The 14,098-nt window shown below is 68.0% G+C and carries 12 protein-coding genes; 2 read left to right on the forward strand and 10 right to left on the reverse strand.

Features of this window, described 5'->3' with window-relative positions:
• Positions 1–74: 74 nt before the first annotated feature.
• The 3 genes from ACT54L_RS16335 to ACT54L_RS16345 form a co-directional block, all read right to left on the reverse strand.
• Entirely contained in the window at positions 75–1,700 is a 1,626-nt protein-coding gene (locus ACT54L_RS16335; RefSeq protein ID WP_476086698.1) for an NTP transferase domain-containing protein, read from the reverse strand.
• On the reverse strand, positions 1,697–2,401 hold the full coding sequence (locus ACT54L_RS16340; protein WP_476086699.1) for an XdhC family protein: 705 nt from the start codon (positions 2,399–2,401) through the stop codon (positions 1,697–1,699). The genes ACT54L_RS16335 and ACT54L_RS16340 overlap by 4 nt, the downstream gene beginning before the upstream one ends.
• 124 nt (positions 2,402–2,525) lie before the next feature.
• On the reverse strand, positions 2,526–2,849 hold the full coding sequence (locus ACT54L_RS16345; RefSeq protein WP_476086700.1) for an XdhC family protein: 324 nt from the start codon (positions 2,847–2,849) through the stop codon (positions 2,526–2,528).
• Positions 2,850–2,962: 113 nt separating this feature from the next.
• Here ACT54L_RS16345 and ACT54L_RS16350 point away from each other — a divergent pair, with 113 nt between their 5' ends.
• On the forward strand, positions 2,963–4,003 hold the full coding sequence (locus tag ACT54L_RS16350) for a lysine-2,3-aminomutase-like protein (RefSeq protein ID WP_476086701.1): 1,041 nt from the start codon (positions 2,963–2,965) through the stop codon (positions 4,001–4,003).
• Here ACT54L_RS16350 and ACT54L_RS16355 read toward each other — a convergent pair.
• Entirely contained in the window at positions 3,951–5,189 is a 1,239-nt protein-coding gene (locus tag ACT54L_RS16355) for a vWA domain-containing protein (RefSeq protein ID WP_476086702.1), read from the reverse strand. The genes ACT54L_RS16350 and ACT54L_RS16355 overlap by 53 nt on opposite strands.
• Positions 5,161–6,078, reverse strand: coding sequence for an AAA family ATPase (locus ACT54L_RS16360; RefSeq protein WP_476087010.1), 918 nt, complete (start codon positions 6,076–6,078; stop codon positions 5,161–5,163). The genes ACT54L_RS16355 and ACT54L_RS16360 overlap by 29 nt, the downstream gene beginning before the upstream one ends.
• A 296-nt stretch (positions 6,079–6,374) precedes the next feature.
• Between ACT54L_RS16360 and ACT54L_RS16365 the strand changes: the two genes are divergently transcribed.
• Positions 6,375–8,210: a calcium-binding protein gene (locus tag ACT54L_RS16365; protein ID WP_476086703.1), complete on the forward strand. Its 1,836-nt coding sequence runs from the start codon at positions 6,375–6,377 to the stop codon at positions 8,208–8,210.
• 49 nt (positions 8,211–8,259) lie between these two features.
• On the opposite strand, the gene ACT54L_RS16370 is transcribed toward ACT54L_RS16365, so the two are convergent.
• The 5 genes from ACT54L_RS16370 to ACT54L_RS16390 form a co-directional block, all read right to left on the reverse strand.
• A complete protein-coding gene (locus tag ACT54L_RS16370) occupies positions 8,260–8,865 on the reverse strand; it encodes a TMEM175 family protein (RefSeq protein ID WP_476086704.1) in 606 nt (201 codons plus the stop codon).
• Positions 8,866–8,943: 78 nt separating this feature from the next.
• The gene (locus ACT54L_RS16375; protein WP_476086705.1) at positions 8,944–9,744 is read right to left on the reverse strand and encodes an FAD binding domain-containing protein; all 801 of its coding nucleotides are present in this window, start codon (positions 9,742–9,744) and stop codon (positions 8,944–8,946) included.
• Positions 9,745–9,757: 13 nt separating this feature from the next.
• Positions 9,758–12,133, reverse strand: a complete 2,376-nt coding sequence (locus ACT54L_RS16380; RefSeq protein WP_476086706.1) for a xanthine dehydrogenase family protein molybdopterin-binding subunit — start codon at positions 12,131–12,133, stop codon at positions 9,758–9,760.
• Between the two features lie 108 nt (positions 12,134–12,241).
• The gene (locus tag ACT54L_RS16385) at positions 12,242–12,736 is read right to left on the reverse strand and encodes a (2Fe-2S)-binding protein (RefSeq protein ID WP_476086707.1); all 495 of its coding nucleotides are present in this window, start codon (positions 12,734–12,736) and stop codon (positions 12,242–12,244) included.
• A gap of 177 nt (positions 12,737–12,913) precedes the next feature.
• On the reverse strand, positions 12,914–13,993 hold the full coding sequence (locus ACT54L_RS16390; protein WP_476086708.1) for a bile acid:sodium symporter family protein: 1,080 nt from the start codon (positions 13,991–13,993) through the stop codon (positions 12,914–12,916).
• Between the last annotated feature and the right edge of the window lie 105 nt (positions 13,994–14,098).

Consider the following 14,098-nt stretch of genomic DNA (forward strand, 5'->3'; position numbering starts at 1 on the left):
GCTCGCCGTGAACTTCGCTGCCGCCGTCTCGCTCGCCGCTATCGTCACCTGGTGGGCCTGATTGAGTCTGGAGCCTAGGCCTTGAGCATGCGCCCCTCGGCCACCTGCCGCACGTCGGCAAGGGCGTCCGGCGTGTCCACATCGAGAAAGGCGCCGAGATCGGCCGCCTCCACTTCGCACACCGCCTCGCCATGGGCGGCGATGAGATGGCGCGCGCCCACGTCGCCTTCGAGCGAGCACAGGTCGGCGAAGAAGCGCCTCGACCACAGGACCGGATTGCCCCGCCGCCCCTCCCGCACGGGGACCACGATGAGACGGCCCCGCTCCGGGCCGAAGGCTGCGATCTGCGAATCGATGAGAGCAGTGGACACCAGGGGCATGTCGCCCAGGAGCAGGATCGCGCCGCCGGCGTCGCGGGGCACGGCGGCGATGCCGGTGCGCACGGAGCCGGCCATGCCCTCGGAGAAGCGTTCATTGTGCACGAACATCACCGGCAGGCCGGCCAGTGCGGCCTCGATACGGGGGCCGTCATGCCCGGTCACCACGATGACGGGGCGGGCTGCGGAGGCCAGCGCCGCCTCCACCACGCACCGGATGACAGGGCGACCGCCAACGGGCTCGAGAAGCTTATTGGCGCCGACCATGCGGGTTCCCCGACCGGCAGCGAGAACGACGGCGGCAATGGCGGGGGGATGGTCGGGCGGCGGCTCGTCGCGCGGCTGCGGCCGGGTGGGGATCTCGGTCAGGAGCCCGCCCACGCCGAGCCGGGCGATGTCGGCACCGGTCACCGGAATGTCGGCGAGGACCCGGCCCAGCACCCAGTCGAAGCCATTTTCTTTCGGGCTGCGGGCGCAGCCGGGCGCGCCGAGCACCGGAAGGCTACCGAGCCAGCCCAGCATCAGCAGATTGCCCGGGTCCACCGGCATGCCGAGCCGCTCCACCCGCCCGCCCGCGCGTTCCAAGGCGGCGGGAATGACATCGCGCCGGTCCGCGATGGCGGAAGCCCCGAAAACCAGGATGCACTGCGCCCCAAGGCCGCGGGCCTCGTCCAGGGCGGCGGCGAGCGCGGCTGAGGTGTGAGGCACGCGCAAGTCACAGACCAGGCGCGCTTCCATCCGGGCGAGTCGCTCGGCGGTGACGCGGCGCGTCTTGTCCAGCACCTTCGGGGCGAGGCCGGGCAGCAGGGTTGAAACCAGGGCGACCCGCTGGCGCCGGAAAGGCGCCACCTCCAGCAGGCCCTGCCCGCGGGCGCAGGCCACGGACACGACGGGCTCAGGCACTGCGAAGGGGATGATCTTCACCGTGCCCGCCATGTCGCCGGGCATCACAGGGCTGAAGCGCGGCAAGGTGGCCAGCGTGATGCTCTCATCCACCAGGTTGAAGGCATCCACCGCCTCGGGCGCAAGGCGGAGAAGGCCCGCCTGGACCGCGTGAAGATTGGCGCGGCCGGTGAAGGCGGGCGCAGCCTCAAGGCCCTGGCCCGCCAGCGCCGCAGCGAGGCGGGCGGCGGCTTCATCCTCCGGCACGTCTCCAGGTTCCAGTTCGGCGGCGATGACCGTGCTCAGGCCCTCCGCGCGAAGGATAGCCAGGTGGCTCTCCTCAAAGCGCGTGCCCTTGCGGAACGCATGCCCGCCCGCCTGCACCGAATGGCCGGCGATGCGCCCGAGGGCCTGCGCCAGCGGCACGGGTCCGAATTTCACGCCGCGCCTCCCCGCGTCCCATCCTGTTCCTTGCGCAGGCTGGCAATCACCTCGGCAAGAACCGCCACCGCGATCTCGGCGGGGCTGACGGCGCCAATGTCGAGCCCGATGGGGGCATGGATGCGTCCCGTCTCCTCTGGCGTCAGGCCCCGGGCGGCGAGGCGCTCCAGGCGCTTGGCATGGGTCCGCCGGGAGCCAAGGGCACCCACATAGAAGCAGCCGGCCTTCAGCCCGGCCTCCAAGGCGGGCTCGTCGATTTTCGGATCGTGGGTCAGCGCCACCAGGGCCGTGAAAGGGTCGAGCGCAAGATCGCCCATCACCTCTTCGGGCCAACGCGCCAGCAAGCGCACATCGGGGAACCGATCCGCGGTCGCAAAGGCGGTGCGGGGATCGATGATGGTCAGGTCAAAGTCGGTCAGCTTCGCCATGGGGGCGAGAGCCTGGGAAATATGCACCGCACCGATCACCACCATGCGTGGCGGGGGAACCTGCACGGTGAGGAAGGCCCGCGCCTCCCCCTCCCCCGCCAACGTGCTCTTTCCGGTGCGAAACGCCGCCCGCAGCGCCGGCCCCAGGGGATCCTCCGCCACGTCCGCCGGGCGCACGATCCGCTGCCCGCCGCCGGCCAGCTCGGTCACGAGAATCACGGGACGGCGCATGGCGCGTTCCGCATGGAGGGTTTCAAGCACATCAAGGCGCATGGACGGGACCCGGAATGAAGACATGACAGGACCGCACTGCCGATGACGGCCGCGGCGAGCGCATGTCGCCGCGCGGAGGCCATCGGTTCGCGGGAGGGAAAGGCGTCAGAAACACAGAGTTCCGCTAGTCCACCCGCTCCACATAGACGCGGATCGCGCCGCCGCAGGACAGGCCCACGCGCCAGGCGGTCTCATCCGCCACGCCGAATTCCAGGATCCGCGGGGTCCCGGTCTCGATCACCTCGGCAGCCTCGCCGACCACCGCCCCTTCGACGCAGCCGCCCGAGACGGAGCCGAGAAAGTTGCCCTCCCCGTCAATGGCGAGATGGCTTCCCACCGGCCGGGGCGCCGAGCCCCAGGTCTCCAGGACCGTGGCGAGCGCCACGCCCCGCCCCTCCCTACGCCATTGAAGCGCCGCCCCAAGAACGTCCTCATCCCGTGCCAGCATGGCCAATGCCTCCCTTGAAGGGCTTATGGCTTCGTCATTCCCTTCCATATATAGGAGGCCTGCGCTCCGCCCGCGAGCCTGAAGCGCACCCGTCACCCCGTCTCGGACCCGTAATGACCACTTTGCGTACCGCGGAGGACCTGATCGCCGCCGGCCTCGCGCCCGAAGCCAGCCGCGCCGATCTGGCCCGCATCGCCGCCCGTTATGCCGTTGCGATCACACCGACGCTCACGCGCCTGATGAAGGACGGGCACGACAGTGCCGCCATTGTCAGCCAGTTCGTCCCGGACGTGGCCGAACTGGACGTGCGGCCCATTGAGCGGGCCGATCCCATCGGGGACGAGGCCTTCTCCCCGGTCAAGGGCATCGTGCATCGCTATCCCGACAGGGTGCTGCTGAAGGTGGTGGGGGTGTGCGCGGTCTATTGCCGGTTCTGTTTCCGGCGGGAAATGGTCGGACCCGGCGCGGAAACCACCCTGAGCGAGGCCGAGGTGGCGGCCGCGCTGTCCTATGTGGCGGACCACCCGGAGATCTGGGAAGTCATCCTGACCGGGGGCGACCCCTTCATGCTCTCCGCGCGCCGCATGCGGCATCTGGCGGAGCGCCTCGCCGACCTCTCCCATGTTCACGTGATGCGCCTCCACACCCGCGTGCCCATCGCGGCGCCCGAACGGGTCAGCGCGGATCTGGTGTCGTCCCTGCGGGCGGAGGGGCTCACCCCCTATGTGGCTGTTCATATCAACCATGCGGCGGAGCTGACGCCGGAGGCGCGCGGCGCCCTCGCCCGGCTCGTGGATGCCGGCATTCCCGTGCTCGCGCAGACCGTGCTGCTGCGCGGCGTGAACGATCGGGCGGAGACGCTGGCGGACCTCTTCCGCGCGCTGGTGGCCAATCGGGTGAAACCCTACTACCTCCACCATCCCGATCTGGCGCCGGGGACCTCCCATTTCCGCCTGTCCATTGCGGAAGGCCAGGCGCTGGTGGCGCAATTGCGCGGGCGCATATCGGGCCTTTGCATGCCCACCTATGTCCTGGACATTCCGGGCGGCCACGGCAAGGCGCCTCTGGAGACGGCGGTGGAGCGCGCCGCCGACGGCGCCTTCAATGTGCGGGACCGGGACGGCCGGCTGCATTCCTATCCGGCCGAGCAGTGAGCGCCGGCGCCGAGAGGGCCTCCACCAGCGCGTCCAGGCTGTCCAGATTATGCACGGGGCGGAAGTCGTCCACGTGGGGCAGCAGGGCCCGCACGCCCTTGGCCTTGGGCTCGAAGCCGGCATAACGCAGCAGCGGGTTGAGCCAGATGAGGCGCCGGCAGGAGCGATGCAGGCGGCCGATCTCGTCCTCCAATTCCGCACCGACGTCGCGCTCCAGCCCATCGGTCACGAGGAGGACCACGGGGTTTTGCGCCAGCACCCGGCGCGACCACTCCTTGTTGAAGGCGCGCAGCGAGACGGCGATGCGGGTGCCCCCCGACCAATCCTTCGCGGCGGCCGCCACCTGGGCCAGCGCCTCGTCGGGGTCCTTGTGCCGCAAGGCCCGGGTCACGTTGGTGAGCCGCGTGCTGAACAGGAAGGTGTGCACGCGCTTGCGCTGTGCGGTGAGGGCGTGGAGGAAATGCAGCACCGGGCGGGAATAGTCCGCCATGGAGCCGGAAATATCCACCAGCGCCACCAGCGGTGGCGCGCGCCAGCGCGGCGCCCGATGCCGGAGCGGCAGATACTGGCCTCCGGTGGCCAATCCGGCCCGCAGCGCGGCCCGCAGGTCCGGCCGGCGTCCGCGCGGGTCCGGCGTGAAGCGCCGGGTGGGCACGAGGTCGTCGGGCATGCGCATCTGCGCGATGCGCTGGCGGGCATTGCGCGCCTCGTCCGCGCTCATCTGGGCGAAATCCTTGGCCCGCAGCACCTCCTGTGCGGAGGCGGTGAGGCGGGCGTCCCACTCCATCTCCTGCGGCTCGGGTGCAGGGCGCGTCGTCGGTGGCGGGGCGAAGGCATCCTCCACCCGCCGCAGCAGGCCTTTCTCCTTAGGCGCCGCGCCGACCGCCTCGGGGGACAGGAGGGCGATGAGCTTCTCCATGCGGTCCCGCCGCCGCCAGAACAGGCCGAACGCCTGGTGGAACACCTCATGGTGCTCCCGCCGGGTCACGAACACGGCGTGAAGCGTCCAATAAACATCCTCGCGGCTGCCCACCCCGGCGAGCGCGAGGGCCTGAACCGCATCCAGAATGGCCCCCGGCCCCACGGGCAGTCCTGCCGCCCGCAAGGCACGGCCGAAATAGAGCACATTCTCCGCCAGCCGGCCGTCCGCCACCGCCCTAGCCTTCCGCGGCGGCGAGGCGCGCATCCTCCAGCAGACGCTGAATGCGCGGAGCGTCGGTCCGGGCCAGGTCGTCCTGATATTTCAGAAGCACACCCAGCGTGTCCTTCACCACCGCCGGGTCCAGCGCCACCGCGTCCAGCTCCACCAAGGCCGAGGCCCAATCCAGGGTTTCGGCGACGCCGGGGACCTTGAACAGGTCCTCCTTGCGGATGGCCTGCACGAAGGCCACCACCTGCCGCGACAAGGTCTCGTCCACACCGGGCAGGCGCGCACGCAGGATGGCCCGTTCCCGGTCCGCGTCCGGGTAATCCACCCAATGGAACAGGCACCGCCGCTTCAGCGCATCATGGATCTCGCGGGTGCGGTTGGAGGTCAGGATCACGATGGGCGGCTGCGGCGCGCGGATGGTGCCGAGCTCGGGAATGGTGATCTGGAAGTCCGACAGCAATTCCAGCAGAAAGGCCTCGAAGGCTTCGTCGGTGCGGTCGAGTTCATCCACCAGCAGCACCGGCGGACCGGCGGGATCGGGATTGAGCGCATCCAGCAATGGGCGTCGCAACAGGAAGCGTTCGGAGAAGATGTCAGAGGCGATGGTCGCCTTGTCCGCGTCGCCGGCCGCTTCCGCAAGCCGGATGGCAATCATCTGGGCGGGATAGTTCCACTCATAGGCCGCAGCCGCCAGGTCCAGACCCTCATAGCACTGCAGCCGGATGAGGCGCCGTCCCAGGGCCCGGGCGAGGGTGCGGGCCACCTCCGTCTTGCCTACCCCCGCTTCCCCTTCCAGGAGCAGCGGGCGGCCCATGCGCAGGGCGAGATGGACCACGGTCGCCAGCGCACGGTCTGGCACATAGCCGGCGTCCCGCAGCAGATGCGCGGTATCGTCGATGGATGCTCGACGTGCAGGGTGCTCCATCATCCCACCTCCGGCGTCCGACACGCGGCGCGGATCGGCGAAAAAGCGAACCGCTGGCGGACGATAAAGGCTGCCCCCTGCCCCTGCAATCCGCCCGCCGCCCGCCGTTTCGCGTCGGCGTATAGGGCGCTCGGAATGAACAGGCATTCAGGATGAAACATGCATCGCGCGCCAAAAATCCGTCACGTTATGGTTCATGTCACGAAGACGGGAGATTTATCTCCCTTCAAATCGCCACAAGGCTACGCTAAAGGCGGACAAACTGCTCACGATCGCGTCCACAGCGAGAATAAAAAATGGCCTTTACGGATTCGACTTTCGTCACGCTTCGCGGCTCAGCCTATGACGACTTGATCGAGGGCACTGACCTCGCGGAACGCCTGCTCGGACATGCCGGCAACGATACGCTTTTGGGCGGCGCCGGAGGCGACATCCTGAATGGCGGCAAGGGCGACGACGTGATGATCGGGGGCGCCGGCGGCGACCTCTATCGCGTGGATTCGGCGGGCGATCTGGTGGACGAGGAAAGCGGCCAGGCCGTCGATGACGGCGCCGTCGATACCGTCGTCTCCAAGGTGGACTTCACCTTGCCCGACTTTGTGGAAAATCTCCGGCTCGTAGGCAGCGCCCTCATCGGCTCCGGCAACGGCCTCGACAATGTGATTTTCGGCAATGCCGCCGCCAACGAGCTCTATGGCGGGGCCGGCAATGACGAGATCTTCGGCCGCGCCGGCGACGATGCACTGTTTGGCGGCGACGGAAACGATCACCTGGTGGGCGGCCTGGGGGCCGATCTGTTGTTCGGCGGCGCCGGAAACGACATTTTGTCGGGCGGCGCGGGCGCCGACAACCTCTATGGCGGCGACGGCAATGACGTGCTCGGCGGCGGCGCAGGGGCCGACCACCTTTATGGCGGCCTCGGTAATGACACCTTGCTGGGTGGCGCCGGCACCGACTTCCTGGATGGTGGCCTCGGCGCTGACGTGATGCAGGGCGGCGCCGGTTCGGACGTCTATTTCGTCGACAATGTGGGCGATGTGGTGGACGAGAAGGGCGGGGACGGGGCGGCCGACACCGTCATATCCACCATCTCCTATATCCTCGGCGACCGGGTGGAAAACCTCACCTTGCTCGGCAGCGAGGGATTGTCCGGCACCGGCAACGGCCTTGCCAACACGCTCATTGGCAATGACGGCGACAATGCCCTCTACGGCGGCGGCGGCAGCGACCTGCTGTTCGGCGGCGCCGGCCGGGATTATCTGGACGGCGGTGCCGGCTCCGATCACATGTATGGCGGCGCCGGCTCCGACTATTACGTGGTGGATTCCGCGGGCGACGTGGCCATTGAGAACGCCGGAACGGATGATGGCGCCTGGGACGTGGTCTATGCGGGTGTGTCCTACACCCTCGGCGACCACATCGAGGTGCTTCAGCTCCAGGGCAGCAAGAACCTCTCCGGCACCGGCAACGACGAATCCAATTACATCTACGGCAATGACGGCGCCAATGTCCTCACGGGCCTCGGCGGCAACGACTATCTGGATGGCGGCGCCGGCGCCGATGTGATGCGCGGTGGCGCAGGCGCCGATTATTACAAGGTCGACAACATCCTCGACATCGTGAACGAGGTGTTCGGCCAGACCATCGACGATGGCTCCATCGACACGGTGGAAAGCTCGGTCTCCTTCAAGCTCGGCGCCAATGTGGAGAACCTCACCCTCACCGGCCTCGCGGACCTCTCCGGGACCGGCAACGACATCGGCAATCTGATCGTCGGCAATGAGGGGGCCAATGTGCTTTCCGGCTTCGGCGGGAACGATTATCTGGCCGGACGCGGTGGCAATGACGTGCTGGACGGCGGTGCGGGAACCGACACCCTCGAAGGGAATCAGGGCGCCGACATCTTCGTGATGGGCAAGGGCTACAGCTTCGACCAGATCGCCGATTTCGAGGCCGGCATCGACAAGGTCCAGATCAAGGCGGATCTCAACGTCGACACCAGCGCTCAGGTTCTGGCCCTGGCCCAGCAATGGGGCAACGATGTCGCCTTCGTGTTCGGCAATGACGATGTGCTGCTGGTGCGCAACATGACGGTGGCCCAGTTCGACGGCAGCGACTTCCTGTTCAGCTGACGCCTCCGCCCTTCAGTAACCGGCCGCCCCTTGGGCGGCCGTTTGCGTTTCAGGGCTCCTCTTCCGGGCTTGGCGCATGCCTCCGTCCGGCTCCGGGGAAGCGCGTGACCAGGTTCAAGAGATAGGCGAGCATGGCATATTGCGGCGTCATCAGGCTCAGCCCGGCCGACAGTGCCGCCGAGGCGATGAAGACCGGCATGTGCGCACCTGCCACCTGCCAAAAAGTGGGGTGCGCCCCCTCGGCGATGTCCTGATAGCGCAACGCAATGGACAAGAGGCCCAGGGCGATCATGTTCCCGGCATAGAACATGACCGCCGGAGGCAGGCCGCCATACTTTCCCACAAGACTTGAGGAAAACGGCACAAGGGTCACGAAGAACAGATAAATCAGCTGCAGATGCACTTGCCCCGCGGTGGCCGCCCGGCGGCCCGGCCGCCATTCGGCGATGCCCCGCCAATGGGCGCCGAGCACGAAGAAGCTGATGACATAGGTCACCGTCTGCGGCCACAGGCTGACCAGATGGGCCGTCAGATCAGCGGAGGTGGTGAGCGGCAGATCCGGCGGCAGCCGGATGTCGAGCACCAGCACGGTCATTGCGAAGGCGAAGATGCCGTCGGTGAGGCTGTCGAGGCGCGGCCGGGAAAATCGGCTCATGGCATGTGGGCCCTGCTGCGGCACCTCGGTCCGGCGGGATGGGCAACACCCCGCCGGTCGGGTCACATCCTGAAAAGATCAGCCGCTGATGGCCTCCACCGCGCGCTTGGCCATCACCTTGGCCAGATGCGCCCGGTATTCGGCGCTGCCGTGCAGGTCCGCCATCACGTCTGAGGGATCGAGCGTCAGCGGGTCAAGGGCCTGGGGCGTGAAGGAGGTGGCGAGCGCCGCCTCCGCTTCCCGCCAGCGGAACACGCCGCCCTGCCCCACGCCGGTGATCGCCACCCGCACGCCGCCCGCCGTCTGCGCCACGAAGGCACCGGCCATGGCATAGCGGGAGGCGGGATTGCGGAACTTGCGATAGGCGGCCCGGGCGGGCTTGGGGAAGGAGATGGCCAGGATGACTTCGTCCTCCGCCAGCGCCGTCTCGAACAGGCCGATGAAGAAGTCGTCCGCCGCGATCTCCCGCGCCGAGGTGAGGATGGTGGCCCCCAGCGCCAGACAGGCGGCGGGATAGTCGGCAGTGGGGTCGTTATTGGCCACCGAGCCGCCCAGGGTGCCTCGGTTGCGCACCGCGGGGTCGCCGATGAGCCCAGCCAGATCCGCCAGCGCGGGGATGGCGGCGCGGACCACGTCCGAGCCCGCCACCTTGGCGTGGCGCGCCATAGCGCCGATCTTCACGCCATCGCCGGTGGCCTCGATGACGTGGAGGTCGGGGATGGCGGACAGGTCCACCAGCGTGCCGGGCTGGGCAAGGCGTTGCTTCAGCGTGGGCAGGAGCGTCTGGCCGCCGGCCAGGAGCTTGGGCTCGGCCCCCTCGCGCAGCAAGGCGACGGCGGCATCCACGGCGGCCGGGCGCTGATAGTCGAAGGCATACATGCTCGCGTCTCCTTCACTCGGCCGCGCGGCGCGAAACGGCGCCCTGCGCGATGGCCCAAACCTTGGCCGGCGTTGCCGGCATGTGAATGTCCTGCGTCCCCAATGCGTCGGTCAGCGCATTGATGACGGCGGGCGGCGCCGCGATGGCCCCAGCTTCCCCGCAGCCCTTGATGCCCAGCGGGTTGGAGGGGCAGCGCGTCTCCGTCAGTCCCACCGTGAAGGACGGCAGGTCACCGGCGCGCGGCATGGTGTAGTCCATGTAGGAGCCGGTCACGAGCTGGCCGTCCTCGTCATAGCGCACGCCCTCGTGCAAGGCCTGGCCAACGCCCTGGGCGATGCCGCCATGGACCTGGCCCTCGACGATCATGGGGTTGATGACCACCCCGAAATCGTCCACCGCCACCCAATTGACGATCTCAGTCACCCCCGTGTCCGGGTCCACCTCCAGCTCGCAGATGTGGCAGCCGGCGGGGAAGGTGAAGTTGGTGGGGTCGTAGAAAGCCCCTTCCTTCAGACCTGGTTCGATCTCGGAGGTGGGGAATTTGTGCGCCACATAGGCGTTCAGCGCCACCTCGGCGAAAGCAAGCCCCCGGTCGGTGCCGGCCACCGTGAAGCGGCCATCCTTGAACTCGATGTCGCCTTCGCTCGCCTCAAGAATATGGGCGGCGATCTTCCTGGCCTTGGCCTCCACCTTGTCCAGCGCCTTGGAGATGGCAGACATGCCCACCGCCCCCGAGCGCGAGCCATAAGTGCCCATGCCGAACTGCACCTTGTCGGTGTCGCCATGGATGACGCTGACCTGGTCGATGGGGATGCCGAGGCGAGAGGAGACCAACTGGGCGAAGGTGGTCTCGTGGCCCTGGCCGTGGCTGTGGGAGCCGGTGAGCACCTCCACATTGCCGGTGGGGTTCACGCGCACCTCGGCGCTCTCCCACAGGCCGACGCCGGCCCCCAGCGAGCCCACCGCCGCTGACGGGGCGATGCCGCAGGCCTCGATATAGTTGGACAGGCCGATGCCCCGCAGCTTGCCGCGCCGGGCCGCCTCGGCCTTGCGCGCCGGGAAGCCCGCATAGTCGATGAGCGCCAGCGCCTTGTCCATGGAGGCCGCATAGTCGCCGGCGTCGTAGCACATGATGACCGGCGTCTGGTGCGGGAAGCTGGTGATGAAGTTGCGCCGGCGCATTTCGGCGGGGTCAATGCCCAACTCGCGCGCCGCCTTGTCGATGATGCGCTCCACCAGGAAGGTGGCCTCCGGCCGCCCGGCGCCACGATAGGCATCCACCGGGGCGGTGGTGGTGTAGCGGGCATCCACCTCGCAATAGATGGCGGGAATGTCGTACTGGCCCGACAGGAGCGTGGCGTAGAGATAGGTGGGAATGCAGGACGCGAAGGTGGAGAGATAAGCGCCCATATTCGCGATGGTCTTCACCCGGAAGCCCAGGATCTTGCCATTGGCATCCAGCGCCAGTTCGCCATGGGTGATGTGGTCGCGCCCATGGGCGTCGGAGAGAAAGGCCTCCGAGCGGTCCGAGGTCCATTTCACCGGCCGGCCCAGGCGCTTGGAGGCCCAGGCGCAGGCGGTCTCCTCCGCATAGATGAAAATCTTCGAGCCGAACCCGCCCCCCACGTCGGGGGCGATCACGCGCAGCTTGTTCTCGGGCGCCAGCCCCACGAAGGCGGAGAGGACGAGACGGGCCACATGGGGGTTCTGGCTGGTGGTCCAGAGCGTGAAGGCATCGTCGCCCGCATCATATTCGCCGATGGCGGCGCGGGGCTCCATGGGATTGGGCGCGAGGCGGTTGTTGACGATGTCGATGGCGGTCACCCGCGCCGCCCGGGCAAACGCCGCCTCGGTGGCGGCCTTGTCGCCCAGCTCCCACTCATAGACGGTGTTGCGCGGCGCCACCTCGTGCACCTGCGCCACGCCTTCGTCGGCGGCGGTGGCGAGATCCACCACGGCGGGCAGGATTTCGTAATCCACCACGATGGCGGCGGCGGCGTCCTTGGCCTGGTTCAGCGTCTCCGCCACCACCAGGGCCACGTGGTCGCCCACATAGCGCACCTTGTCGAGCGCCAGGGCGGGATGGGGGCCCATGCGCATGGGCGAGCCATCCTTGGAATGGATCATCCAGCCGCAGATGAGCGAGCCGATCTTGTCCTCGGCAATGTCCGCGCCGGTGAGCACGCCCACGACGCCCGGCATGGCCGCCGCCGCGCTGGTGTCGATGGAGCGGATGTTGGCGTGGGCATGGGGGGAGCGCAGGAAATAGGCGTGGGCCTGGCCGGGGCGGGACAGATCATCCGTATAGCGGCCCTTGCCGGTGATGAAGCGCTGGTCTTCCTTGCGCCGCACGGGGGCGCCAATGGGTGTGACGGTGCTGGCGTTCACGGGGGTGTCCTCCCTCAAGGACGAATGCGTTCGTTCACTTCATGCGTTGCACAGGTGCGCGGGCGGTGCCCGGCGGTCACGATGCGGCGATAACGGCTCTTTGGCCGCTTATTCCGCCGCAACCGTCATGGGCGCGCCGCCCATGGCGCGGGCGCCTGCCTCGATTGCCTTGACGATATTGTGATAGCCCGTGCACCGGCACAGATTGCCGTCGAGGTTCTCGCGGATGGTGGCCTCGTCCACCGCCGTGCCGTGGCGGGCCACGATGTCGAGGGCGGTCATAATCATGCCGGGCGTGCAGAAGCCGCACTGGAGGCCATGATGCTCGCGGAAGGCGGCCTGCATGGGGTGAAGCTCCGCCCCATTGGCGACGCCCTCAATGGTCGTGACGGAGGCGCCGTCGGCCTGGACGGCCAGCATGGTGCAGGACTTCACCGAGGCGCCGTCCACATGCACGACACAGGCGCCGCACTGGCTGGTGTCGCAACCCACATGGGTGCCGGTCAGCAGCAGTTTCTCGCGCAGGAACTGGACGAGCAGGGTGCGCGGCTCGACCTCGGCGGTCACCGCGCGCCCATTCACGGTCAACGAAATCTTCGTCATGCACGACCTCCCATTCGGGCTGCTCGCCCCGGTCCGGCCGGAACCGATCGGACGAGGCGCCGTCCTGTTTTGAATTTTATGGGTTCCAGTGTGGCGCCCCGCGTTCCTCCCGGTCAAGCCAAAGGAATGCCGCGCCCGGCCCGTGGAATGCCGCACCGCGCTGGTAGGGCGGGAGGCTCAGCGCCCCACCGCCTCGATCTCCTCCGCGCGCGCCGGACGGCCGGGACGGGAGGCAGCCTCCCGCCCTTTTGCGTCGGCCTTGGCCGGTGTTTCGAGGCTCGCCGTGTCCTCTGGGCGGCGGGCATAGCCGGCGGCCAGAAAGCTGACGATGACCAGTTGGAAGAAGTGGAACATCATGGTCGGGGCGATCAGCACTCCCAGCGCCCCGCTTGATCCAAAGATGACGCCGGCCATGGGGAGCCCGGTGGCCAGGGACTTTTTGGAGGCGCAGAACAAGGTGGCGATGCGGTCGGAGACGGAAAAGCCCAGCAGCCGGCAGATGCCGCCGACAATGCCATAGACCACGAAGAACAGGGCGATCACCGCCGCCGCCATGCCCGCCAGCACCAGCGGGCTCTGCTTCTCCCAGACGCCAGCGGCAACAGAATCACAGAAGGAATTGTAGACGATCATCAGGATGACCGCCCGGTCCGCCACCTTGATGACGGCCTTGTGCCGCGCCACGAACGCACGCAGCAGCGGACGCAGCAATTGCCCGACGCCCAGCGGCAGAAGCACCATCACCACCAGCTTGAGGATGACCTTTTCCAGCGGCAGGCCGCCGCCGTTGGCGTGCAGGTACCAGGCCAGCAGCAGCGGCGTGACGAAGACGCCGATCAGGCTGGAAATGGAGGCGTTGAAGATCGCCACCGGGACATTGCCCCGCGCCAGGGACGTCATGGCCACCGAGGACGAGACGGTGGACGGCAGGGCGGCCAGGAAGAACAGGCCCAGCATCACCTCGGGCGGAAAGACCAGGCCGAGCAGGGGTTGGGCGGCCACCACCACCGCTGGAAACAGCACGAAGGTGGACAATTGGACCACCAGATGCACGCGCCATTTGCCGGCGCTCTTCCACAAATGCTCGGGCGCCAAGGACAGCCCATAGAGGAAGAAGATGACACCGATGCCGTAGGTGGCGACCATGTCGGCATGCAGGATGCCGCCGGTCTGGCCCGGCGACGGCCAAGCCAGGGCCAGGGCAACGGTGGCCGCAAGCGCCGGCAGAAAAGGATCGAGCTTCAATCTGTACGACATGACGGGCAAAAGTCCTGAGGACGAAATGCTCCGCGGTCGTTTCCTCCTCCGGCCCCATCAGGCGAGGCCGGCCCACATGTTTCATATTATTGGAAGAGCGCCGAC

This window comes from Aquabacter sp. DMC10 (genome assembly GCF_056314145.1).